We start from the raw sequence: 22,503 nt of genomic DNA, 5'->3' as shown, positions 1-22,503 counted from the left end.
GACAGGCCGCACCGGCGGCCGTGCCTACCTTCGGATGATTCACGACGTCACCGCGGACCAGTACGAGTGGCACACCGTGCCGGACTACAAGCGGGCCTACCGGGCGCGGCGCTGGCGCAAGCTCCGCCACCTGGCCCGCCTCGCACCTGCCATCCGAGGCTTACAGCACGTGCCGGGGACGTTCGTGTGGGACGATCTGAGCCTCCTGCTCTTCACCCCGAGCATGCGCGCCCGCACGATCTTCGTCTTCCACCACTACGAACCACTCCAACACGACTCGGCCCCTATCGAAGCCCAGCTATGGCAACGCCTCTTCGCCGCGCTGCCCCAGTGCGCCGCGGTGGTGTGTGTAGCTCCCTACTGGGCGAACTTCCTCCGTGCACAGGGCGTCCCCGACGTCAAGGTCATCTACAACGCCTTCGACCTCACCGAGTTCGACCACGTCCGCACCCTCGACCGGCAGGTCTGCCGTGACGAATTCGGTCTCGCCCCGGACGCCATCGCCGTCTACGCCGGCAAGGCCGTGCACTGGAAGGGCACCGACGCGGTCGCCTCGGCCCTGCACGGTGACTCCCGCCTCCACGTCCTCGCCACGGGCAGCAAGACCATCGGCTTCACAGGCACCCACCACGACCTGCCCCGCGACCGATACCTGCGGCTGCTCCGGGCATGCGACCTCGGCGTCTTCGCCCCGCAAATGCGCGAGGGCTGGAGCCGCTGCGCAGCCGAGGCCCTGCTGACGGGCATGCCGTGCCTGATCCGCCCGATCGCCGGCCTCGGCGACCTCGCGTACATCGCCGGGCAGCCCGTCCCCGACCTGTCCCGCCTCCGGGAGCAGGTATACGAGCGGGCCGCAACGCCCGAAGCCGAGACCAAGGCCGCCTACGACGCCCTCGCCCGCTTCGACTCCGGCTACTTCTCCCGCGCCTGGGGCGGACTGCTCGCCGCGGTCGCCGCCTGACGTATTACTCCGCCGCCAGGCGCTCCAGAGCCGCATCCAGCCGGGCCAGCACCCGGTCGCGCCCGAGCACCTCAAGCGACTCGAAGAGCGGCAGACCGACGGTGCGTCCCATCACCGCGACACGGACTGGAGCCTGGGCCTTGCCCAGCTTCAGTCCGTGCTTCTCCCCCACCGCTACCAGCACGGCCTTCAGCGGCTCCGCCTCCCACTCGGCGGTGGCCAGCTCACCTCGGACATCACGCAGCAGCTCGGCGGCCCCGGGCTTCATCGCCTTGCCCCACGACACCTCGTCGTGCACCGGCTCGTCCAGGAACAGGAAGTCCACGTATGACGTGACCTCGGACAGCACCGCGAGCCGCGTCTGCGCCAGCGGCGCCACCGCCTCGAAGACCGCCTGGTCGTAGGCCTCCGGCTTCCACGGCGCGTAGGGAGCGGTCAGCCACCGCGCACACGCCTCGACGAAGGCGTCAGGTGCCAGCGCCCGGATGTACTCGCCGTTGAACGCCGTCAGCTTCTTCACATCGAAGAACGCCGGCGAGGTGTTCACATCCTCGATCCGGAACAGCTGCTCCAGCTCCTCGTACGGCCGGATCTCCACGTCCCCGCCCGGCCCCCAGCCGAGCAGCATCAGGTAGTTCGCCATCGCTTCGGGCAGGTAGCCCTCCGCGAGGTAGTCCTCCAGGGCGACCTTGTCCCGGCGCTTGGAGAGCTTCTGCCGCTTCTCGTTGACGATCACCGGCAGGTGCGCCCACACCGGCGGCTTCGCACCCAGCGCCTCCCACAGCAGCTGCTGCTTCGGCGTGTTCGACAGGTGCTCCTCGCCCCGGATGACCTCCGTGATGCCCTCATCCAGATCGTCGACCACATTCGCGATCAGGAACACCGGAGACCCGTCGCCGCGGGCGATCACGAAGTCCTCGATCGCGCTGTTCGGGAACGCAGGCTCCCCCCGGACGAGGTCCACCACTACCGTCTCGCCCTCATCCGGCGTGCGGAACCTCAGCGCCCGGCCGGGCTCGTACGCCAGCCCCCGCCCCCGGCAGAAGCCGTCATAACCAAGGTGCTCGGACCCGGTGCGCTCCTTGAGCTGCTCGCGGGTGCAGTCGCAGTAGTACGCCTTCCCGGCCGCGAAGAGCTGCTGGGCAGCCTCACGGTGCCGGTCGGCGTTGTGCGACTGGAAGTACGGCCCCTCGAAGACACTGTCCGACTCATTGATCCCGATCGCAGCCAGCGCGTTGATGATCCCCTGCACCCACTCCGGCTGGTTCCGGGCCGCGTCGGTGTCCTCGATCCGCAGGACGAACGTGCCGCCGGACTGTCGCGCCACCGCCCAGTTGTACAGAGCGGACCGGGCTCCACCGACGTGGAACATGCCGGTCGGAGAGGGGGCGAAACGAACGCGAACCGGGGCATCAGACATGGGCCAAGCCTAGCGAGCCCTGGCGTAGGCCCGTGCCGGTCCGCAGACATCAGCCGCCCCTGAATGGAGGTGTTCCTGTGTCGGCGAACAAGGCGCAAGCAGGTCAACGACCCGATGATCGGGCGCCCTGGGCTTCATCGTCCGGACGGGGCGCGGCCCGTGCAGGAGCCGTGCGGTCCGTCACCGCTGAGTGCCTGTCAGGGCACAACTGGGAGACGGAGCACGGCTACCGGCCCCGTGGCCGGTAGTCTCCATGCCGCCAGGAGCAACTTCGGGGACGAGGCGGTCAGAGGATGAGCGGGGCGGGCGGGGCCGGAGGGTCCGGCGAGGTTTTCCAGCCACTCGAGGCGGACGATCCGGCGTCGGTGGGGGCGTATCGGCTGGCGGCGCGGCTCGGCGCGGGCGGGATGGGCAAGGTTTACCTGTCCCACACGCCCGCCGGGCGGCCCGTCGCCGTCAAGGTGATCCGGCCGGAATTCGCGGAGGACGCGGAATTCCGCCGCCGGTTCAAGCAGGAGGTGCAGGCCGCGCAGCGCGTGCAGGGCCTGTACACCGCGCCGGTCATCGACAGCGACGCGGACGGTACGCGGCCGTGGCTGGCCACCGCCTTCGTGCCGGGGCCGACGCTGGCGTCCGCGGTCGCCGAGCACGGGCCGCTGCCGGTGCCGACGGTGCTGCTGCTGGTCGCCGGGATCGCGGAGGCGCTGGAGGCCGTGCACGGCGCCGGGCTCGTGCACCGCGACCTGAAGCCGTCCAACGTGCTGCTGGCCTCCGACGGCCCGCGCGTCATCGACTTCGGCATCGCCCGCGCCGCCGACGCCACCGCGCTGACCGGCAGCGGCGTCACGATCGGCACGCCCGCCTTCATGGCGCCCGAGCAGGCCTCCGGGCGGGAGATCACGCCCGCCACCGACATCTTCGCGCTCGGACAGGTCGCCGCCTACGCCGCACTCGGCGCGCCCGCGTACGGGGACGGCCCCTCGCACGCGGTGCTCTACCGGATCGTGCACGAGGAGCCGGACCTGGCGACGCTGCCGGAGGAGCTGCGCCCGCTGGTGCACCGCTGCCTGGCGAAGGACCCGGCCGAACGGCCCTCGCTGGCCGACGTCGTGGGGATGTGCCGGGCGGCCTCGCAGCAGACGGAGCTGCGCCGCCCCGAGCAGTGGCTGCCGGTCGCGCTGGCCGCGGAGATCCCGGCGCGGCACGTCGCGCCCGAGTCGCCCGCCACGCCCCCGGCCCCGTCGGCCCCGCCCGCCTCCGCCCCGGCGGCAGCGGCCCCCGCCACCCCGCCGCCGGCCGCGCCCACCGCGCCGCCCGCCCCGGCCACTCCGCCGCCGCCCGCCGCGGCCCCGGCGGACGCCGTCCCGCAGACGCCCCCGCCGACGCCGACCCGGCCGGACGTGGCACCGACCCCGCCCCCGGTCCAGGCCCCGCCGCAGGCCGCACCGCAGGCCCCGGTACCTCAGGCCCAGACCCCGGCTCCGGCCGCGCAGGCCCCCGTCCAGCCCGCGCAGCCCCCGGTCGAGCCCGCGCAGCCGGTCCAGCACGCGCAGCCCGCCGCCTACGCCTCCCCGCAGCCGCAGGCCCAGCCGGGCGGCGAGCAGGGTGTCCCGGCGGCGTACGCCTACCCGGCCACGCACCCCGCCGGTCCCGGCGGCGCCCCGGCGTACGGCTATCCGCAGGGCGGCTCCCCGTACGCGCCCCAGGGCCAGTTCGGCGCCCCGAACGGCCCGACCGCGCCGACCCCGGCCGGCAGCGGCGCGGGCACCCCGCCGCCCCGGCGCATGGGGCGCGGCAAGCGGGTGGCCATCGCCGTCGGCGTCGCGGTCGTCGTCATCGCGGCGGCGGTCGGCGCCGCCGTCGCCCTGAACGGCGGCGGCAAGAGCGACGACCAGGCCGACAAGCCGACGACGCACACCTCCGCGCCCGCCACCACCGCGGCGCCGACGACCGAGCCGGAACCGACCGACGCGGCCGACAGCGGCGGCGACACCGGCACCCCGGACGACCAGCCGTCCAGCCAGGCCGACCCCAACCCGCAGCCGGAGCCGCACAACGGCATCCAGCTGCCCGCCGGTTACCACCTGAGCTTCGCCGACAGCGAGCTGACCCCGCAGAACGACACGGACGACGACTTCTCCTACAGCTGCGCGAACGACCCGTGCAGCCTGAAGGCCTACGACACCAAGCTCGTGCTGCTCGACACCGGCGAGGAGGGCTCGCTCGCCACGTGCCTGCACGACACCCGCTTCACCCAGGAGATCAGCGTGGCCCGGGTGTCCCCCGGCAGCCAGATCTGCGCCCGCACCCCCGAGGGCACGGTCGCGCTGATCACCTACAAGAGCGCGTCGAAGGCCACCGAGACCAGCACCTACGTGGTGCTGGACATCACCTTGTGGCGCAACGCGCTGCCGCCGCAGGAAGAGAGCTGAGCCACGCGAAGCGCCCCGGCCCCGCAGTCACCTGCGGGGCCGGGGCGCTTCGTCGTCCGCACGCGCAAACAGCGCGGGAACGGGTCAGGCGCGGGAACGGGTCAGGCGCGGGGGGTGATCTTCGTCAGGCCGTTGATGATGCGGTCCATCGCGTCGCCGCCCGTCGGGTCGGTGAGGTTGGCGAGCAGCTTGAGGGCGAAGCGCATCAGCATCGGGTGGGTCAGGCCGCGTTCCGTGCACAGCTGGAGGACCTTCGGGTTGCCGATGAGCTTCACGAAGGCGCGGCCGAGCGTGTAGTAGCCGCCGTAGGTGTCCTTGAGGATCTTCGGGTAGCGCTGGAGGGCGAGTTCGCGCTGCGCCGGGGTGGTGCGGGCGTGTGCCTGCGTGATGACGTCGGCGGCGAGCTGGCCGGATTCCATCGCGTAGGCGATGCCCTCGCCGTTGAACGGGTTGACGAGGCCGCCCGCGTCGCCGACGAGCAGCAGGCCGCGGGTGTAGTGCGGCTGGCGGTTGAAGGCCATCGGGAGGGCGGCGCCGCGGATGGGCTGCGTCATGTTCTCCTCGGTGTAGCCCCAGTCCTCGGGCATGCCGGCGACCCAGGCCTTGAGGACCTCGCGCCAGTCCAGCTCGCGGAAGGCCGCGGAGGAGTTGAGGATGCCGAGGCCGACGTTGGAGGTGCCGTCGCCGAGGCCGAAGATCCAGCCGTAGCCGGGCAGTTGGCGCGGGACGGAGCCGCGCCGGTCCCACAGCTCCAGCCACGACTCGAGGTAGTCGTCCTCGTGCCGCGGGGAGGTGAAGTAGGTGCGCACCGCGACGCCCATCGGGCGGTCCTCACGGCGGTGCAGGCCCATCGCGAGGGAGAGCCGGGTGGAGTTGCCGTCGGCGGCGACGACGAGCGGGGCGTTGAAGGCCAGCGGGGTCTTCTCGACGCCGAGCTTGGCGGTCACGCCGGTGATACGGCCGGTGCGCTCGTCGATGATCGGACCGGAGACGTTGCAGCGCTCGTAGAGCCGCGCGCCCGCCTTCACGGCCTGCTGGGCGAGGAGTTCGTCGAAGTCCTCGCGGCGGCGGACGAGCCCGTAGTCCGGGTAGGCGGCCAGGTCCGGCCAGTCCATCTCCAGGCGCAGGCCGCCGCTGATGATGCGCAGGCCCTTGTTGCGGAGCCAGCCCGCCTCTTCGGAGATGTCGATGCCCATCGACACGAGCTGTTTGGTGGCGCGCGGGGTGAGGCCGTCGCCGCACACCTTCTCGCGCGGGAAGGACGTCTTCTCCAGCAGCAGGACGTCGAGCCCCGCCTTCGCCAGGTAGTACGCGGTCGTCGAACCGGCGGGGCCGGCGCCGACGACGATCACGTCGGCGGTGCGCTCGGACAGGGCGGTGTCGGGCACGGTGGCTCTCCCGTAGTGCGGCGAGGGACGGCATGACGGCGCCGGGCCGCGGGCCCGGTTGCCCCCGAGTCTATGAGCCCCCGCCGCGGTCGGGCGGCGGCGGGGGCGTACGGACCGGCCGGATCCGCCGTTCGCCGGGCCTCAGCCCATGGTCTTCGCCCCGTCCAGGGCCTCGCGGATGATGTCCGCGTGCCCGGCGTGCTGCGCGGTCTCGGCGACGATGTGCAGGAAGGTGCGGCGGGCGCTCCACCGCGCGTCGCCCTCGTACCACGGCGCCTTCGGCAGCAGGTGGGAGGCGTCGAGGTCCGGCAGCGACGCGACCAGATCGTCCGTGCGGCGCGCAGTCTCGTCGTACGCGGCGAGGACGCCCGCGAGCGTCTCGCCGGGCTGCATGCGGAACTCGGCGGCGCGCGCGGCGAAGTCGGCCTCCGTCATGGCCGTGAAGTCGGGCATCGCGGAGGCGCCCTCGACGACGAAGTTCGCCCAGGAGCGTTCGACCGAGGTCACGTGCTTGATGAGGCCGCCGATGCACAGCTCGCTCACGGTGGTCCGCTGCCCGGCCTGCTCGTCGGTGAGGTCGCGGGCGGTGAAGCGCAGGAAGTGGCGGTGCTTGCCGAGCACTTCCAGCAGGTCGGCGCGCTCCCCGGTGGGTACGGGGGCGGCGGCCGCCGGGTCGCCGTTCTGCTGCTGGTCGAGGGTGCCGGTCCCGGTCATGGTGGTCCGCCTTCCGCTGTCCGCAAGGGCTCTCCTTGGGGGTGCGACACCCACGCTAGAAGCCCTTGCGGACAGCTTCGGTCCGCAAAGGGGACCGGTGACCGGGACCGTGTGTCACGCCTGCGGCGGCGTGCCCTCCCCCTCGTCCCGCTGGGCCGCCTCGCGCTTGGTCAGCCGGTCGGGCTGGACCACCCCGAGGTCGTGCACCTCCTGCGTGGGCGTGGGCGGCTGCGGCGCGGGAGCGGGCTCAGGCGCCGGGGCCGGCGCCGGGGCCGCGCCCTGCCCGGGAGCGGGCTGCGTCGGCACGTACGCCCCGCCCTGCGGCTGCCCGTAGCCCTGCGCGGCGCCGTGCGGCGCAGGCGGCGCGTACGGCGACGGGCCCGCGTACGCCGGGGTGCCGGGCTCGTCCCCGCCGCCGAAGACGCGCCGGAGGAACGGGGCGACCAGGACACCGCCGAAGGACCACAGCAGCGCGAACAGCAGCGCCTGCCCCGCGTCGGTGCCGACGTGCTCGTGGCCGTTGGTGCCCTCCGCGAGGCTGAAGGTGTAGAGGCCGCTCACACCGATCCCGCCGATCACGACCAGCACCCAGAACATCAGGGTGAAGGCGCCAGCGACCGCGAACTGCTGGGCCCGGTCCCGCACCCGGCTCGACGCGATCAGGCCGATGGCCAGCGCGCACAGCGCCCCGCCGAGGACGGCGAGCGGCGTGGCCGAGCCGTCCCAGTAGTCGTTGAGCTTGCTCAGGCCGAAGGACACGCTGTGCGAGCTGCGCCCGCTGCCGCCGGTCGCGGTGACCTTGAAGGGGGCGCCCCAGCCGAGGCCGAGACCGGCCAGCCCGAGGTTCGGCAGCAGCAGCGCGGCCGCGATCAGGCCGGGGGTCTCCAGCTCGTGGTGGTAGCCGATGCCGATCGCGTAGACGACGACACCGGCGAACATCACGGTGACGACGAGCGCGAGCAGCGCCGTGCTCAGCACGCGGTAGACGGTGCCGAACCGGGTCCGCAGCGCGGGCCCGTCGAGGACCACCAGCGAGGTCACCAGGGCGAGCAGGAAGGACCACAGCAGGACGCGCCAGGGGCCCGAGTGCAGTTCGATGCCGTTGAGGGACGGCTGCGCGTAGAAGGCCAGGGCCGTCGACACGACGCCGGTCAGCAGCGCGACGCGCGCGGCCGTCTCCGGGCCGGGGCTGCGCAGCCGCACCGAGCGCAGGCAGAGGATCAGCGCGAGCAGCCAGACGAGCGTGACGCCGAGGGGGACGACGGACAGATGGGCGCTGCGGGTCGTCGTCAGGCAGTCGTCGGCCGCGAGGTGGTCGCTGTAGGTCCGGGGGGAGCTGTCGGTGCGGTAGCTGCCGAAGGTGCTGCCGTCGCTGCTGTCGCCGTAGTAGTCGCTGCCGTCGTCGCCGCTGCTGTCACCGTAGTAGTCGCCGCTGCTGTCGCCGAAGTCCCCGCTGCTGTCCCCGCTGCTGTCGCCGAAATCGCCGCTGCTGTCGCCGTAGTCGCTGCCGCCGCTGCTGAAGTCGTCGCCGTTGTCGTAACCGTCGCTGCCGTCGTCGCCGCTGCTGTCGCCGTAGTCGCCGCCACTGCTGCTGAAGTCGTCGCCGTTGTCACCGCCGTCCGAGAAGCCGGAGCCGGAGTCGCCGCCGTCCGAGCACCTGTCGCCGTACGGGCTGGGCACGTTGGCGTGGCCGCCGAGGCCCTGGACGGTCAGCGCGAGGGCTATCCGGGTGCGGGTCTGCCAGCTGACCTCGTCGCTCTTCAGGGAGTGCTGCGACCAGGTGCCGAGCCCGGCCGCGATGACGAACAGCACCACCGCCGGGACGACCGCGGCCATCACCGCCGGGCCCCAGCCGCCGGAGAAGACCCGGCGGACGAACAGCGCGGCCGGCGACGGCGGTACGGGCGGGCCCGGCACCCCCGGCGCGGCCGGCGGCGGTCCGCCGGCCGCCGGGAAGGTCGCCGTGGGTGCGGCGTACGCGGGCGGCGGGGGTGGCGGTGGCGGTACGGGGGTGACCTGCGTGGGCGTCGGTGGCACGGGCGGAGCGGGAGGCGGGGTCGCTGGCGCCGGACCGGCCGCGGGCGGTGCGGCCGCGGGAAGTTCGCGGCCGCACTTCATGCAGAAGCGGGCGGAGGCGTCCGAGACAGGGTTCCCACACGTGGGGCAGTACGACATACGGGGCTACTCCGTCGGTCGGGGGGATACGCGCTCCCCAGCACAGACACCGCAGCCTAGGGGTCAGTTCCCTTCCCGGACACCCGAATGGCCCAGTCCCCGGGGCCGCCGGACGGGCTGTCGGACGGCTCAGACCGCCGGACGTGTCGCGCGGTGCAGCGCGACGATGCCGCCCGTCAGGTTGCGCCACGCGACCTTGCCCCAGCCCGCCTTCTGCAACCGCCCGGCGAGCGCGCGCTGGTCGGGCCACTCGCGGATCGACTCGGCGAGGTAGACGTACGCGTCGGGGTTGCTGCTCACGGCCTTCGCGACCGGCGGCAGCGCCCGCATCAGGTACTCGGTGTAGACGGTGGCGAACGGCCGGAACGTCGGCTGGCTGAACTCGCAGATCACCAGCCGTCCGCCGGGCCTGGCCACCCGCAGCATCTCGCGCAGCGCGGCGTCCGTCTCCTGCACGTTGCGCAGCGCGAAGGAGATCGTCACGGCGTCGAACACCCCGTCCGCGAACGGCAGCCGCGTCGCGTCCCCGGCGGTGAGCGGCAGTTCGGGATGCCGCTTCTTGCCCTCGCGCAGCATCCCCAGCGAGAAGTCGCACGGGACGACGGTCGCCCCGGCGGCGGCGAACGGCAGCGACGACGTCGCCGTCCCCGCCCCCAGGTCGAGCACCCGCTCCCCCGGCCGGACGTCCAGGGCCTGGGCCACGGCCTTGCGCCACAGCCTGCTCTGCCCCAGCGACAGCACGTCGTTGGTCAGGTCGTACCGCGCCGCGACGTCGTCGAACATCCCGGCGACGTCCTGCGGCTGCTTCTCCAGCGATGCGCGCGTCACGTTCCCACCTTAATCTCCGTGCGGGGCAGGCCCCTTCGGTGCCCGGGGATCACGCCGGGGTGATCTGGAGCTCGGGGTGGGCGGTGCCGCCCGGGATCGCGGTGGAGGACAGGTGGGAGACCACGTGGTCGTCCACCGGGTCGTTCGCGGGGTCGGTGTGGACGACGAGGTGCTCGTACGTCGTGGCGCGCTGGGCGGGGACGCGGCCCGCGGCGCGGATGAGGTGGATCAGCTCCATGCGGTTGGAGCGGTGCTTGGCGCCCGCGGAGGAGACGACGTTCTCCTCCAGCATGACCGAGCCGAGGTCGTCGGCGCCGTAGTGCAGGGAGAGCTGGCCGACCTCCTTGCCGGTGGTGAGCCAGGAGCCCTGGATGTGGGCGACGTTGTCGAGGAACAGCCGGGCGATGGCGATCATCCGCAGGTACTCGAAGAGCGTGGCCTGCGTCTGGCCCTTCAGGTGGTTGTTCTCCGGCTGGTAGGTGTAGGGGATGAACGCGCGGAAGCCGCCCGTGCGGTCCTGGACGTCGCGGATCATCCGCAGGTGCTCGATGCGCTCGGCGTTGGTCTCGCCGGTGCCCATGAGCATCGTGGTGGTGGACTCCACACCGAGGCGGTGCGCGGTCTCCATGATCTCCAGCCAGCGCTCGCCGGACTCCTTGAGCGGCGCGATGGCCTTGCGCGGGCGCTCGGGGAGCAGTTCGGCGCCCGCCCCGGCGAAGGAGTCGAGACCGGCGGCGTGGATCCGGCGGATGGCCTCCTCGGCGCTGACGCCGGAGATCCGGGCCATGTGGTCGACCTCGGAGGCACCCAGCGAGTGGATCACCAGCTGCGGGAACTCCCGCTTGATCGCGGCGAAGTGCTCCTCGTAGTACTCCACCCCGTAGTCCGGGTGGTGCCCGCCCTGGAACATGATCTGCGTGCCGCCCAGCTCGACGGTCTCGGCGCAGCGCCGCAGGATGTCGTCGAGGCCGCGGCTCCAGCCCTTCGCGGTGTCCTTGGGGGCCGCGTAGAAGGCGCAGAACTTGCAGGCCGTGACGCACACGTTGGTGTAGTTGATGTTCCGCTCGATGATGTACGTCGCGATGTGCTCGGTGCCCGCGAAGCGGCGGCGGCGTACGGCGTCGGCGGCGGCGCCGAGCGCGTGCAGGGGGGCGTCGCGGTAGAGCGCGAGCGCCTCCTCGGCGGTGATGCGGCCGCCGGCGGCGGCGCGTTCGAGGACGGCTGCGTGGTCGCTCACCAGGGAGTCCCTTCCGGAAAGGCGCAGGCGGGGGGCCGCCGACGGCACGGGCACGACACGGGCCAGCGTACGCCGCCCGCGCGGTCAGCTCGGGGGCAGGAGGGTGACCTCGGCCTCGCGGGGGAAGCCCACCCGGCGGGCGAACTCCGCGATGCCCGCCAACTGCTCGGCGCCCAGCGAGAAGTCGAGGGTCGTGAAGTAGCGGCGCAGCAGGTCGGCGTCGAAGGCCTCCCAGCGGGCGGCCTGCTCGGCGACCTTCTCGACCTCTTCCAGCGACAGGTCGCGGGAGGAGAGGAAGGCGCGGTGGACGTCGTGGACGGCCTCCGGGTTCGCGGCCAGGTAGTCGCGGCGGGCGGCCCAGATCGCGAAGACGAAGGGCAGCCCCGTCCAGTCCTTCCACATCTGCCCCAGGTCGTGGACCTCCAGGCCGAGCCGCGGCGCGTCGTGCAGCGAGGCCCGCAGCGCCGCGTCGCCGATCAGGACGGCGGCCTGCGCCTCCTGCATCATCAGCGACAGGTCGGGCGGGCAGCGGTAGTAGTCGGGCGTCACTCCGTAGCGCTCGGTGAGCAGCAGCTCGGCCAGCCGGACGGAGGTGCGGCTGGTGGAGCCGAGCGCCACCCGCTGGCCGTCGAGGCGGTCGAGCGGCAGCTGGCTGACGATGACGCACGACATGACCGGGCCGTCGCAGCCGACCGCGATGTCGGGGAGGGCGACCAGCTCGTCGGCGTGCCGCAGGTACTCCATGAGCGTGACCGGGCCGATGTCCAGGTCGCCGGCCACGAGCTGGGCGCTGAGCTTCTCCGGGGTGTCCTTGGTGAGCTGGAGGTCCAGCAGCGCGCCGGTTCTGGCCAGGCCCCAGTAGAGCGGGACGCAGTTGAGGAACTGGATGTGTCCGACCCTCGGGCGGAGGGGTCCGGGGCCGTCGGTGTGCGCTGAAGTGTCCACCTGGTGGACGCTACTCCTCGTGTCGCCGCGCCCCGCGCAGGGCCCCCCGCGCGTGCCGGAGAATCGATCTTGGATCCCTTCCGTCGCCACGAGGGGTCATGCTAGGCTCCTCGCAAGTTGCAGTTTGGTTTCCCTTGCAGTACAGAGCCTGCGGAGCATGTAACCCGCAGGCTCTTGTCGTTTTCAGACTTCGCAGTTGCAGGTTCTGGAGCAGGGCGACCCTTTGGCCCAAGGAGGGCTTTAAATGGCTACCGGAACCGTCAAGTGGTTCAACGCTGAAAAGGGCTTCGGCTTCATCGCCCAGGACGGCGGCGGCCCGGATGTCTTCGTTCACTACTCCGCGATCAACGCCTCCGGCTTCCGCTCCCTCGAGGAGAACCAGGCCGTGTCGTTCGACGTCACCCAGGGTCCGAAGGGCCCGCAGGCGGAGAACGTCACCCCCGCCTAGTCGGTCGCCTGACCTTCTAGTCAGTCCGGCGGCGCATGTCCGCGCCCAGAACCTGTAGTACCAAGGGGCCGCCTCACTCCGGTGAGGCGGCCCCTGCCTTTACCCGCTGCCGGGGGTCTCATCCGGCACGGCGGGCGTACAGCGCGTCGATGTCCGCGGCGAAGTCCCGGGCGACCGCCGCCCGGCGGATCTTCAGGGACGGGGTGAGGTGGCCGCCGTCCTCGGTGAAGTCGACCGCCAGCACCCGGAAGCGGCGGATGGACTCCGCGCGCGACACCGTCGCGTTGGCCTCGTCCACCGCCTTCTGCAGCTCCGCCAGCAGCTCCGCGTCCTCGGCCAGCTCCGCCGGGCCCAGGTTCTCCTTGTGCCGCATCCGCTGCCAGTGCGCGAGCCCGTCCGGCTCCAGCGTGAGCAGCGCGCCGACGTACGGGCGGTTGTCGCCCACCACCATGCACTGGCCGACCAGCGGATGGGCCCGCAGCCGGTCCTCCAGCGGGGCCGGGGCGACGTTCTTGCCGCCCGCGGTGATGATGATCTCCTTCTTCCGCCCGGTGATCGTCAGATAGCCCTCGGCGTCCAGCTCGCCGACGTCCCCCGTCGGGAACCATCCCTCGACGGCCGGGAAGGGTCCTTCGTCGTTCCAGTACCCGGCGAAGACCTGCCCGCCGCGCAGCAGCACCTCGCCGTCCGCGCCGATCCTGACCGCCGTGCCCGGCAGCGGCCAGCCCACCGTGCCCAGCCGCGGGTGCAGCGGCGGGGTGACGGTGGCGGCCGCGGTGGTCTCCGTCAGGCCGTAGCCCTCGAAGACCATCACCCCGGCGCCCGCGTAGAAGGCCGCGAGGCGCGCGCCCAGCGGGGAGCCGCCGCAGATCGCGTACCGCACCTTGCCGCCCAGCGCCGCCCGGATCCGCCGGTAGACCAGCGGGTCGTACAGCGCGTGCGCGAGCCGCAGCCCCAGACCCGGCCCCTCGCCCGTACCCGTCTGCCGGGCGACCTGCGCCCGCCCGTACGCCTGCGCGATCCGCGCGGCCCGGTCGAAGGACGCCGCCCGGCCGATCTTCTCGGCGGTGGCCCGGCCGGTGTTGTAGACCTTCTCCAGCACGTACGGGATCGCCAGCAGGAAGGTCGGCCGGAAGCCCGCCAGATCCGCGAGCAGGTCCTCGGTCGCGATGCTCGGCGCGTGCCCCAGCCGCACCCGGGCCCGCAGGCAGCCCACCGCGACCATCCGCCCGAACACGTGCGACAGCGGCAGGAAGAGCAGGGTGGACGCGGGCTCGCTGCTCACCGACTTGAACACCGGGTGCAGCAGCTCGATCGCGTTGTCGACCTCGGCGAAGAAGTTGCCGTGCGTGAGGATGCAGCCCTTGGGCCGGCCCGTCGTCCCCGAGGTGTAGATGAGCGTCGCGACGGTGTCCGGCGCCATCGACTGCCGCCGCGAGGTGACCAGCGCGTCCGGCAGCGTACGGCCATCCGCCGCGATCTGGTCCAGCACACCGGTGTCGAGCTGCCACAGCTCCCGCAGCTCCGGCAGCCGCCCGCGCACCGCGCTGACCATACGGGCCTGGTCCACGCTCTCCACCGCGCAGGCCGCGGCGCCCGAGTCCGCGAGGATCCACTCCGTCTGCGACGCGGAGGACGTCGGATAGACCGGCACGGTGACCAGACCCGCAGCCCACGCCGCGAAGTCCAGCAGCGTCCACGCGTACGAGGTCCGCGCCATGACCGCGAGCCGGTCACCGGGCCTGAGGCCGGTGGCGATCAGCCCCTTCGCGAGCCCCAGCACCTCCCGGCGGAAGTCCTCCGCCGTGACGTCGTGCCAGGCGCCGTCCGGCGCTTTGCGGCTGAGAACGACGTCGTCGGGGGCCTCGTCGGCGTTCGTGAACGGGATGTCGGCGAGTGAGCCCCGCTTCGGCGGGTCCACCAACGGTCTGACGGAGGCGGTGACGACCCGGCCGTTCTCGACCCGGACCTCGGGCCTTTCCCCCGGCGGGGGGAGCGTCTTGCGTATGGGCATCCGTACGGCTCCTTGAGGGTGAGGGTTCCGCTACCGCGGAGGGTGGGCGTTCTCAGGGGCGCGTGAGGGCACCTCCCACGCGCCCCCAAACGCTCACCGCCCCGCGCCGGCTCAGGGGCGGGTGAGGACCGCGGTGACGCCCTGGCCGCCCGCGGCGCAGATGGAGATGAGCCCCCGCGCGGGCGAGGCCTCACCGGCGAGGTGGTGGGCCAGCGTGGCGACGATCCGCGCACCCGTCGCGGCGAACGGGTGCCCCGTGGCGAGGGAGGACCCGGCGACGTTGAGCCGGGCGCGGTCCACGGAGCCCAGCGCGGCGTCGAGCCCCAGCCGGGACACGCAGTAGTCCTTGTCCTCCCACGCGGCGAGCGTGGCCAGCACCTGGGAGGCGAAGGCCTCGTGGATCTCGTAATGGGTGAAGTCGTCGAGCCCGAGCCCGGCACGGGAGAGCATGCGCGGCACCGCGTAGGCCGGGGCCATGAGCAGCCCCTCCGCTCCGGAGACGAAGTCGACCGCGGCCGTCTCGTAGGCGGTGAGGAAGGCGAGGGGTTCGAGGCCGTGGGCGGCGGCCCATTCCTCGGAGGCGAGCAGGACGACGGCGGCGCCGTCGGTGAGCGGGGTGGAGTTGCCCGCGGTCATCGTGCCGTCGGGGCCGCCGTAGACGGGGCGGAGCCGGGCGAGCTTCTCGGGCGTGGAGTCGGGGCGGAGGTTCTGGTCGCGGGTGAGTCCGCGAAAGGGGGTGACGAGCGGCTCGAAGAAGCCCCGGTCGTAGGCGGCGGCGAGCCGCTGGTGGCTGGCGGCGGCGAGTTCGTCCTGGGCCTCGCGGGTGATGCCCCACTGCGCGGCGGTGAGCGCGGCGTGCTCGCCCATGGAAAGGCCGGTGCGCGGTTCGGCGTTGCGCGGGATGTCGGGGACGAGGTGCCGGGGGCGTACGGCGGCGAGCGCGCGGGCCCGGCCGCCGAGGGTCTTGGCGCGGCGGGCGGCGAGCAGGGTGCGGCGCAGCTGGTCGTTGACGCCGAGGGGCGCGTCGCTGGTGGTGTCGGCGCCGCCCGCGATGCCGCTGTCGATGACGCCGAGGGCGATCTTCGCGGCGACGGCGAAGACGGCCTGGAGGCCGGTGCCGCAGGCCTGCTGGACGTCGTAGGCGGGGGTGTCGGGGGCGAGGACGGAGCCGAGGACGGTCTCGCGGGCGAGGTTGAAGTCGCGGCTGTGCTTGAGGACGGCGCCCGCGGCGAACTCCCCCACCCGCTCGCCCGCCAGGCCGGTGCGTTCGGCCAGGCCGTTCAGCGCGGCCGTGAGCATGTCCTGGTTGGACGCGGTGGCGTAGGGGCCGTCGGCGCGTGCGAAGGGGATGCGGTTGCCGGCGATGACGGCGACGCGGCGGACGGTCTGCATGCGGTCTCCCGATCTTCCGATCTGCGTGACTCACCAGTAGCCTTACCGCCGGTAAACTTACTCCAGAGTAAGGAGAAGGCCAATGGCCGATCGTTATCTCCGCGCCACCGGCACCGCACCCGGCCGCTTCCTCGCCCGCCGCCTGGGCCTTCCCCTGCCCGTCCCGCTGCGCCGCTACTCCGCGCGGACGCCGGAACTGCCCGGCCCCGTCCTGCGGATCGCCGCGGGCGAGGCACCGCCCGCGGCGGGTGAGGCGCCGTACGGCGGGATCGTCGTCGACGCCGGCGGGATCGACGAGCCCGGCGCGCTCGGCGGCCTGCACGCCGCCCTGCACCCGCTCGCCCGCTCGCTCGCCCCGTGCGGACGCGTCGTCGTGCTCGGCGGGCGGCCGCAGGACGGCGACATCGCGCACGCGGCCGCGCAGCAGGCGCTGGAGGGCTTCGTCCGGTCGTTCGGCAAGGAGATCGGGCGGGGCAGCACCGTCAACCTCGTCCGGCTCGCCCCCGGCGCCGAGCCCGACGCGGCGCTGGACTTCCTGCTCTCGCCGCGCTCGGCGTACGTCAGCGGGCAGGTCGTCGAGGTCGGCCCGGCGGCCCCCCGGCCCGAGGGACCGCGCACCGCGCTCGTCACCGGGGCCGCGCGCGGCATCGGCGCGGCCGTCGCCGAGACGCTGGCCCGCGACGGGGCGAACGTCGTCCTGCTCGACGTGCCGCAGGCGGGCGACGCGCTCGCCCAGGTCGCCGCCCGCCTCGGCGGCAAGGCCCTCACGCTCGACATCACCGCGCCCGACGCGGGCGAGCGCATCGCCGCGGCCCTGCCCGGCGGCAGCCTCGACGTCCTCGTCCACAACGCGGGCATCACCCGCGACCGCAAGCTCGCCAACATGGCCGCCGACCGCTGGAACAGCGTCGTCGACGTCAACCTCGGCAGCGTCCTGCGCACCACCGCCGCGCTTCTCAAGGCCGGTGCCGTCGCCGACCACGCGCGCATCGTCGGCACCGCGTCCATCGCGGGCATCGCCGGGAACGTCGGCCAGACCAACTACGCCGCCTCCAAGGCCGGGATCATCGGCTGGGTACGCGCCCTCGCCGCCGACGCGGAACTGCGCGAACGCGGCATCACCGCCAACGCGGTCGCGCCCGGCTTCATCGAGACCGCGATGACCGCGGCCGTCCCCCTGGTCATCCGCGAGGCCGGCCGCCGGATGAACTCCCTCGGCCAGGGCGGGCACCCCGAGGACGTCGCCGAGACCGTCAACTGGCTCGCCGCGGGGGCCTCCGGCGGGATCAACGGGCAGGTCGTCCGCGTCTGCGGCCAGTCGCTGCTGGGCGCCTGACATGGCGCCACTGCTCCTGACGCTCGGCCGCGGCGCGCTCACCGGGCTCACCAAGCGCCCCTCCGCCGCCTCCCGTCTCACCCCCGCGCGGCTCACCCGCGAGGCCGTCCGCATCGACCCCGCGCGGGCCGCCGCGTACGCCCGCGTCTGCGGGTACGAGCCAGGGCCCGTCCTCCCCCTCACCTACCCGCACATCCTCGGCTTCCCGCTCGCCGCGCGGCTCATGGCCGCCCGCGCGTTCCCGCTGCCGCTGCTGGGGCTCGTCCACACGTCGATCACGGTGCGGCGGCTGCACGCCCTGACCGTCACCGACCGGCCCGACCTCACCGTCCGCACGGAGGGCCTGCGGCCGCACCGGCGCGGTACGGAGGTCGTCGTCGTGACCGAGGCGCACCTCGGGGGCCGACTGGTGTGGCAGGACGCCAGCACGTACCTGGCCAGGCACCGCGTGCCGGACCAGGGCGCCTCGGGGGCCGCCGCCCCCGGCCCCCGCCTCCCCCTCGTCGAGACCTGGCAACTGCCCGGCGACCTCGGGCGCCGGCACGCCCGGGTGAGCGGCGACTACAACCCCATCCACCTCTCGGCCCCCACCGCCCGCCCCTTCGGCTTCCCCCGCGCGATCGTCCACGGCATGTGGACGGTGGCGCGGTGCGGGGCGCTCGCCGCTGAGGCGAACGTTCTTGAGGCCGAGTTCCGCCGGCCCGTCCTGCTCCCCTCGACCGTCGAGTTCGCCGCGTCCGGCTCCGCCTTCGAGGTCCGCTCCCCCTCCGGCGTCCACGTGGTGGGCACGATGAGCTGACCTCGCCGGTCGGGCATCTCGCACTGCCGCACGGGGCGAGCGTTCCGCGCTGCCGCACGGGGCACCCGTTTTTAGGGGCGCGGGGAGCTGCGCGAGCAACCACCCACCGGCCGGTGGTCCGGTACGGACCGTACTGCCCCTTCGGGTCGGTGACGACCCGCACCCCGGTGGGGGCTGGTCGCGCAGTCCCACGCGCCCCAAAACCGGGCGTAGCCCCTACCGTTCCCCCAGGGCCTCCGCCGGAAGCGCGGAGAGGCTCGCGAGGGCGGCCAGGAGGGTGGAGGCCTGGGCCTCCGTCAGGTGGCGGGACAGGAGGGCGTTCTCGCGGGACTGGATCGCGCCCTGCGCGGCATCGCGGAGGCGCAGGCCTTCCGGGGTGAGGGCGAGGAGGCGGACGCGGCGGTCGGAGGGGTCCGGCGTGCGGGTGATGAGGCCGCGGGCCTCCAGATCGGCGAGGACCTCGATGATGCGGGTCTTGTCGGCGCCGATGGCCTCCGCGAGAGCGGCCTGGCTGCGCAGGGGTTCGGGGTCGAGCCCGAGGAGGACGGAGTAGGCCCACATGGTGAGCCCGTACTCGCGCAGCACGGGGAGTTCCGCCGCGGTGAGGGCGCGGCCGAGGGGGACGATCATCGCGGCGAGGTCCTTGCGAGGCGGGCGGCGGCGATCGGCGGACATCGCAGGAACTCCCTTGACAGATAATAAGCTCTCGCAGACGATAAGCACATGCCTACCATTATGGAGCGGCTCCGTGACCTCGACGCACGCGCGGTGCGCCTGAGTACCGGGCTCGTCCGGGAATCGACCGTAGCCGATCTGCGCCGCCCCACCCCCTGCGAGGGGTGGGACCTCGCGGATCTGCTGGGGCACATGACGGCCCAGCACCGTGGTTTCGCCGCCGCCGCACGGGGGGCGGGCGGCGAGGCCGCGGTCTGGGCCGTCGCACAGGACGCGGACCCGGTGGCCGCGTACGAGGCCGCCGCCGCGGACGTCGTCACCGCCTTCGCCGCCGTGGACGACCCCGAACAGCCCTTCACCCTGCCCGAGTTCAGCACCGGCCCGGACTTCCCCGCCCGCCTGGCGGTGGGCTTCCACTTCCTGGACTACGTGGTGCACGCCTGGGACGTCGCGGTGACCCTCGGCGTCCCCTTCACCCCCGACGCCGACCTGGTCGAGGCCGCGCTCCCGATCGCCCTCGCCGTACCGCCCGCCTCCCCCGTCTTCGCCGACCCGCTGCCCGCGGCGCCGGACGCCGACCCGCTGACCCGCGTCCTGACCTGGCTGGGCCGCAGCCCGCGGGGCTGAGGCAGCTCCACCGTCACGTGCGGTGCGAGGGCGCGCAGGAGGTCGGCCGCGTCGAACATCTCGCCCGCCGGGGCGACGCCGACCGTCTTCGTACGTCCGTCGAGGATCCGTGCCACCGCCTCGACGGCGAGGGGCGCGCTCACCGCGTAGATGTCCCGGCCGCTCGCGGTGGCCCGGCGGCGGTCCGTTCCGCGGCGCAGCTCGACGTCCACGACGAAGGTCTGCTCCGAGCGGCCGTCCGCGCCGGGGGCGGGCGGCGGCGTGGCGGGGGACGACAGTTCCTCGACGGCCTCGACCGTCATGTAGCCGCGCACCTCGGGTACGGGCAGGTGGCGCGGGATGGTGACGGAGTCGGCCATGGTGAAGTCGGCGACGACCGCGCGGCGGCCGAGCGGGCCGGGGAAGTGCCATTCCTCGGTCGGCAGCGGGTCGTCGTGGTAAGTGAGCCGTCCGCCGCTGAAGCGGACCCGGCGGCCGCCGCGCCGCTCGTGCGAGACGGCACCGGAGGCACGCGTGCCCGGCGTGGGGTGCCAGCCGCTCAGGCCGTAGGCGACATGGGCCTCGTCGGCGGACGCCCAGTCGCCCATCGCGGCGGTGGCCAGCAGGTCGCCGAGGCCGCCGTAGAAGGCCATGGCGGGGACGACGACCGCGCCCGCGGCCTTCGCGCGGTCCGCGTAGCGCTCGAAGGTGTCGTGGTTGGCCTCGATCTCGGCGGCCACGTCCACGTAGGGGATCCCGGCGCGCAGCGCGGCCTCGACCACCGGGCCCGCGGTCGCCGCGAAGGGGCCCGCGCAGTTGACCACGGCCGCGGTCCCGGCGAGGGCCCGGTCCAGGGCCGCCGGGTCGTCCGCCGACGCCGGGCGGACGTCGTGAAGGCCCCGCCCGGCCGCGAGTTCCGCCAGCCGCCCCGCGTCCCGCCCGGCGGGCACGGGCACGAAGCCCCGGCGGGCCAGTTCCGCCACCACGAAACGCCCCGTGTGCCCGTAGGCCCCGAACACCGCGACCTTCCGCCCCGTCCCCGTCCCCGCGTCCATCAGCTCTCCCGTTCCCTACGCCGTCCCCGCGCGGTGGTGTCCGCCGCGATCCGTACGGCCATCCTGGCGGGCGGCCCGGACGGCGACGAGTGTCCGGAACGACAGCACACGTACACTTCCGGACATGACCACGGTCGCGCTCGCCGTCAGCGAGGGAATGCTGCACTTCGAACTGTCCCTGGCCACCGAGGTCTTCGGCGCCAAGCCGGACACCGTCCCGGGACCCTGGTACGACCTGGAGACGTGCGGCGCGGCCCCGGTACGGGTCGGCCGCTTCCTGCTGGAGCCCGAGCACGGGCTCGACCGGCTCGCGGCAGCCCACACCGTGATCGTCCCCGGCTGGGCGGATCCGGACGTCACCCCGCCCGCGGACCTGGTCGACGCCGTACGGGCCGCCCACGACGCGGGCGCCCGGGTGGCCTCGCTGTGCACGGGCGCCTTCGTGCTCGCCGCGGCCGGGCTGCTGGACGGCCTGCGCGCCACCACGCACTGGGCCCACACCCGCGAACTGGCCGCGCTGCACCCGCGCATCGAGGTCGACCCCGACGTGCTCTACGTCGACAACGGCCGGGTGCTGACCTCCGCGGGCAAGGCCGCCGCCATGGACCTGTGCCTGCACCTCGTCCGCCGCGACCGCGGCTCGTCCGTCGCCAACGCCGTCGCCCGGCGACTGGTCGTACCCCCGCACCGGGAGGGCGGCCAGGCCCAGTTCGTCCGCACGCCGGTCGCCGCGCCCGGCCGCCACCCGCTCTCCGAGCTGCTGCCCTGGGCGCTGCGGCACCTCGACCGGCCGCTGACGGTGGAGGACCTCGCCCGCCAGGCCCGCATGAGTTCGCGCCACCTCGGCCGGCACTTCCGGTCCGTGACGGGCACGACACCGCTCCAGTGGCTGCTCGCCCAGCGCGTCCGGCGCGCACAGGAACTGCTGGAGACCACCGACCGCGGCATCGACGCGGTCGCCGCCGCGACCGGCCTGGGCTCGGCCGCCACCCTGCGCCGCCACTTCCACCGTGTGGTCGGCGTCCCGCCCGACACCTACCGCCGCACCTTCCGCGCGGAGGCGCGCGAGGGCTAGACCGTCTGGGCCAGGCCCGTCCAGGCGAAGGTCATGAGGGAGGCGGCCAGATCGTGCGGGAGCGGCGGTTCGGACGTCGCCGACGCCCACGCCGCGAGCGACTCCGCGGCCCCCACCAGCGCGTACGCGTACGGTGCGACGGTCCGGGTGTCGGGGGCGCCGCACGCCGCCGCGATGAGTTCCGCGACGAAGTCGACGATCCGCGCCCGCAGCCCCGCCACCTGCGCGGCGAACGGCTCACCGACCGTCCGGGCCTGCGCGTAGAGCACCGTCCAGCCGTCGGGGTGCGCCGCGGTGTGCTCGAAGAAGCCGAGCAGCCCGCTCCACAACTGCCGCTCCGGCGGCGCGTCCGCCGCGACCGCGTCGCGTACGGCCGCGGTCAGCGCGTCCGCCTCACGCCGGATGCACGCGGTGAACAGGGCGTCCTTGGACTCCAGGTACAGATACACCAGCGGCTTGCTGACGCCCGCCGCCTCCGCGATCTCGTCCATCGACGCGGCACGGAAACCGCGGCGCGCGAACACCGCGACTGCGGCGTCGAGCATCTGCCGCTCGCGTTCGGCCCGCGGGACCCGCTTGCCCCCCGCCGCGGGCATCAGGCGGTGCGCGCAGCGCCGTCCCGCGCGGCGTCGTCCGCCGCGTCCTCCTGCTGCTGGTTCGCGATGAGGTTCTGCCGGGTGCGCTCGACCCTGTCGGACACCTGGGTCGCCGCCTGCTCGCGCACGTTGCGCAGCAGGACGAAGCTCAGCGGGGCGGACACGATGAGGGCCAGCAGGGCGACCCACAGGTAGTTCGAGTCACCGAGCCCGGCCGGCAGGACACGCAGCCGGACCAGCCCCCAGATGACACCGAAGCTCGCGACGATGAGGCCGAAGCGCATGGCGGTGTACCTAAGCATGCTCCCAGTGAAGCACGCCGCCCCCTCCCCACCGGGGGCGGCCCCCCGAACCCCGCCCCTGCGCAGGGCCCGCGCCCCTGAAAACGCGCACCGCCCCACGCGGCT

19 protein-coding genes and 2 pseudogenes are annotated in these 22,503 nt (G+C 73.7%); 7 read left to right on the top strand and 14 right to left on the bottom strand.

Annotated elements, in window-relative coordinates:
• The first annotated feature begins 34 nt into the window (after positions 1–34).
• Entirely contained in the window at positions 35–961 is a 927-nt protein-coding gene (locus tag ACH4PY_RS36285) for a glycosyltransferase (protein WP_398192780.1), read from the top strand.
• A gap of 4 nt (positions 962–965) precedes the next feature.
• On the opposite strand, the gene gltX is transcribed toward ACH4PY_RS36285, so the two are convergent.
• A complete protein-coding gene (gltX, locus tag ACH4PY_RS36280; protein WP_398192788.1) occupies positions 966–2,333 on the bottom strand; it encodes a glutamate--tRNA ligase in 1,368 nt (455 codons plus the stop codon).
• Positions 2,334–2,674: 341 nt separating this feature from the next.
• On the opposite strand from gltX, the gene ACH4PY_RS36275 reads away from it, so the two are divergent.
• Entirely contained in the window at positions 2,675–4,813 is a 2,139-nt protein-coding gene (locus ACH4PY_RS36275) for a protein kinase (RefSeq protein ID WP_398192779.1), read from the top strand.
• Positions 4,814–4,914: 101 nt separating this feature from the next.
• On the opposite strand, the gene ACH4PY_RS36270 is transcribed toward ACH4PY_RS36275, so the two are convergent.
• From ACH4PY_RS36270 to ACH4PY_RS36240, 7 genes and pseudogenes are all read right to left on the bottom strand, one after another.
• Positions 4,915–6,201, bottom strand: a complete 1,287-nt coding sequence (locus tag ACH4PY_RS36270) for a geranylgeranyl reductase family protein (RefSeq protein ID WP_031518812.1) — start codon at positions 6,199–6,201, stop codon at positions 4,915–4,917.
• Positions 6,202–6,342: 141 nt separating this feature from the next.
• The gene (locus tag ACH4PY_RS36265) at positions 6,343–6,915 is read right to left on the bottom strand and encodes a DinB family protein (RefSeq protein WP_398192778.1); all 573 of its coding nucleotides are present in this window, start codon (positions 6,913–6,915) and stop codon (positions 6,343–6,345) included.
• Positions 6,916–7,029: 114 nt separating this feature from the next.
• Entirely contained in the window at positions 7,030–8,952 is a 1,923-nt protein-coding gene (locus ACH4PY_RS36260; RefSeq protein ID WP_398192789.1) for a hypothetical protein, read from the bottom strand.
• Positions 8,953–9,018: 66 nt separating this feature from the next.
• A pseudogene (locus ACH4PY_RS36255) lies at positions 9,019–9,090 on the bottom strand (zinc-ribbon domain-containing protein); the annotation flags it as partial.
• A gap of 129 nt (positions 9,091–9,219) precedes the next feature.
• Entirely contained in the window at positions 9,220–9,918 is a 699-nt protein-coding gene (locus tag ACH4PY_RS36250; protein ID WP_398192777.1) for a demethylmenaquinone methyltransferase, read from the bottom strand.
• Positions 9,919–9,967: 49 nt separating this feature from the next.
• Positions 9,968–11,158 carry a cyclic dehypoxanthinyl futalosine synthase gene (gene mqnC, locus ACH4PY_RS36245; RefSeq protein WP_398192787.1) on the bottom strand — a complete coding sequence of 397 codons (1,191 nt, stop codon included), beginning with the start codon at positions 11,156–11,158 and terminating at the stop codon, positions 9,968–9,970.
• An 81-nt stretch (positions 11,159–11,239) separates the two neighbouring features.
• Positions 11,240–12,100, bottom strand: a complete 861-nt coding sequence (locus ACH4PY_RS36240; protein ID WP_398192776.1) for a menaquinone biosynthetic enzyme MqnA/MqnD family protein — start codon at positions 12,098–12,100, stop codon at positions 11,240–11,242.
• Between the two features lie 244 nt (positions 12,101–12,344).
• On the opposite strand from ACH4PY_RS36240, the gene ACH4PY_RS36235 reads away from it, so the two are divergent.
• Positions 12,345–12,548: a cold-shock protein gene (locus ACH4PY_RS36235; protein WP_031518800.1), complete on the top strand. Its 204-nt coding sequence runs from the start codon at positions 12,345–12,347 to the stop codon at positions 12,546–12,548.
• 118 nt (positions 12,549–12,666) lie between these two features.
• On the opposite strand, the gene ACH4PY_RS36230 is transcribed toward ACH4PY_RS36235, so the two are convergent.
• Both ACH4PY_RS36230 and ACH4PY_RS36225 read right to left on the bottom strand, forming a co-directional pair.
• Entirely contained in the window at positions 12,667–14,562 is a 1,896-nt protein-coding gene (locus tag ACH4PY_RS36230) for an AMP-dependent synthetase/ligase (RefSeq protein ID WP_398192775.1), read from the bottom strand.
• A gap of 111 nt (positions 14,563–14,673) precedes the next feature.
• Positions 14,674–15,954 (bottom strand): acetyl-CoA C-acetyltransferase, encoded by a 1,281-nt coding sequence (locus ACH4PY_RS36225; protein WP_398192774.1) that lies wholly within the window; start codon positions 15,952–15,954, stop codon positions 14,674–14,676.
• 82 nt (positions 15,955–16,036) lie between these two features.
• Here ACH4PY_RS36225 and ACH4PY_RS36220 point away from each other — a divergent pair, with 82 nt between their 5' ends.
• Both ACH4PY_RS36220 and ACH4PY_RS36215 read left to right on the top strand, forming a co-directional pair.
• Positions 16,037–17,290 (top strand): 3-oxoacyl-ACP reductase, encoded by a 1,254-nt coding sequence (locus ACH4PY_RS36220; RefSeq protein WP_398192773.1) that lies wholly within the window; start codon positions 16,037–16,039, stop codon positions 17,288–17,290.
• A gap of 1 nt (position 17,291) precedes the next feature.
• Complete coding sequence (locus tag ACH4PY_RS36215) at positions 17,292–18,089, top strand: MaoC family dehydratase (RefSeq protein WP_398192772.1); 798 nt, start codon at positions 17,292–17,294, stop codon at positions 18,087–18,089.
• A 216-nt stretch (positions 18,090–18,305) separates the two neighbouring features.
• Here the strand turns inward: ACH4PY_RS36215 and ACH4PY_RS36210 are convergent, their stop codons facing one another.
• Positions 18,306–18,764, bottom strand: coding sequence for a MarR family winged helix-turn-helix transcriptional regulator (locus tag ACH4PY_RS36210; protein ID WP_398192771.1), 459 nt, complete (start codon positions 18,762–18,764; stop codon positions 18,306–18,308).
• A gap of 48 nt (positions 18,765–18,812) precedes the next feature.
• Here ACH4PY_RS36210 and ACH4PY_RS36205 point away from each other — a divergent pair, with 48 nt between their 5' ends.
• Entirely contained in the window at positions 18,813–19,391 is a 579-nt protein-coding gene (locus ACH4PY_RS36205) for a TIGR03086 family metal-binding protein (protein ID WP_398192770.1), read from the top strand.
• Here the strand turns inward: ACH4PY_RS36205 and ACH4PY_RS36200 are convergent.
• Positions 19,391–20,425 (bottom strand): annotated as a pseudogene (locus tag ACH4PY_RS36200) (saccharopine dehydrogenase family protein); the annotation flags it as partial. The gene ACH4PY_RS36205 and the pseudogene ACH4PY_RS36200 overlap by 1 nt on opposite strands.
• 124 nt (positions 20,426–20,549) lie before the next feature.
• Between ACH4PY_RS36200 and ACH4PY_RS36195 the strand changes: the two are divergent.
• Positions 20,550–21,500 (top strand): helix-turn-helix domain-containing protein, encoded by a 951-nt coding sequence (locus ACH4PY_RS36195; RefSeq protein ID WP_398192769.1) that lies wholly within the window; start codon positions 20,550–20,552, stop codon positions 21,498–21,500.
• Here the strand turns inward: ACH4PY_RS36195 and ACH4PY_RS36190 are convergent.
• Positions 21,497–22,096, bottom strand: coding sequence for a TetR/AcrR family transcriptional regulator (locus ACH4PY_RS36190; RefSeq protein ID WP_398192768.1), 600 nt, complete (start codon positions 22,094–22,096; stop codon positions 21,497–21,499). The genes ACH4PY_RS36195 and ACH4PY_RS36190 overlap by 4 nt on opposite strands.
• Positions 22,096–22,398, bottom strand: coding sequence for a DUF4229 domain-containing protein (locus tag ACH4PY_RS36185; protein ID WP_398192767.1), 303 nt, complete (start codon positions 22,396–22,398; stop codon positions 22,096–22,098). The genes ACH4PY_RS36190 and ACH4PY_RS36185 overlap by 1 nt, the downstream gene beginning before the upstream one ends.
• Positions 22,399–22,503 lie beyond the last annotated feature (105 nt).

The organism is Streptomyces sp. NPDC021224, from assembly GCF_044332905.1.
Taxonomy (GTDB): Bacteria; Actinomycetota; Actinomycetes; order Streptomycetales; family Streptomycetaceae; genus Actinacidiphila.
Note: the sequence above shows the minus strand (reverse complement) of the source record. Positions and strands in the feature narration are given on the sequence as shown.

What these genes read in the sequence shown, in the direction of transcription:
- ACH4PY_RS36285 (WP_398192780.1), top strand. Translation starts at nt 35, where the DNA reads ATGATTCACGACGTCACCGCGGACCAGTACGAGTGGCACACCGTGCCG.
- gltX (WP_398192788.1), bottom strand. Translation starts at nt 2,333, where the DNA reads ATGTTCCACGTCGGTGGAGCCCGGTCCGCTCTGTACAACTGGGCGGTG.
- ACH4PY_RS36275 (WP_398192779.1), top strand. Translation starts at nt 2,675, where the DNA reads ATGAGCGGGGCGGGCGGGGCCGGAGGGTCCGGCGAGGTTTTCCAGCCA.
- ACH4PY_RS36265 (WP_398192778.1), bottom strand. Translation starts at nt 6,915, where the DNA reads ATGACCGGGACCGGCACCCTCGACCAGCAGCAGAACGGCGACCCGGCG.
- ACH4PY_RS36235 (WP_031518800.1), top strand. Translation starts at nt 12,345, where the DNA reads ATGGCTACCGGAACCGTCAAGTGGTTCAACGCTGAAAAGGGCTTCGGC.
- ACH4PY_RS36230 (WP_398192775.1), bottom strand. Translation starts at nt 14,562, where the DNA reads ATGCCCATACGCAAGACGCTCCCCCCGCCGGGGGAAAGGCCCGAGGTC.
- ACH4PY_RS36225 (WP_398192774.1), bottom strand. Translation starts at nt 15,954, where the DNA reads ATGCAGACCGTCCGCCGCGTCGCCGTCATCGCCGGCAACCGCATCCCC.
- ACH4PY_RS36220 (WP_398192773.1), top strand. Translation starts at nt 16,037, where the DNA reads ATGGCCGATCGTTATCTCCGCGCCACCGGCACCGCACCCGGCCGCTTC.
- ACH4PY_RS36215 (WP_398192772.1), top strand. Translation starts at nt 17,292, where the DNA reads ATGGCGCCACTGCTCCTGACGCTCGGCCGCGGCGCGCTCACCGGGCTC.
- ACH4PY_RS36210 (WP_398192771.1), bottom strand. Translation starts at nt 18,764, where the DNA reads ATGTCCGCCGATCGCCGCCGCCCGCCTCGCAAGGACCTCGCCGCGATG.
- ACH4PY_RS36205 (WP_398192770.1), top strand. Translation starts at nt 18,813, where the DNA reads ATGCCTACCATTATGGAGCGGCTCCGTGACCTCGACGCACGCGCGGTG.
- ACH4PY_RS36195 (WP_398192769.1), top strand. Translation starts at nt 20,550, where the DNA reads ATGACCACGGTCGCGCTCGCCGTCAGCGAGGGAATGCTGCACTTCGAA.
- ACH4PY_RS36190 (WP_398192768.1), bottom strand. Translation starts at nt 22,096, where the DNA reads ATGCCCGCGGCGGGGGGCAAGCGGGTCCCGCGGGCCGAACGCGAGCGG.
- ACH4PY_RS36185 (WP_398192767.1), bottom strand. Translation starts at nt 22,398, where the DNA reads ATGCTTAGGTACACCGCCATGCGCTTCGGCCTCATCGTCGCGAGCTTC.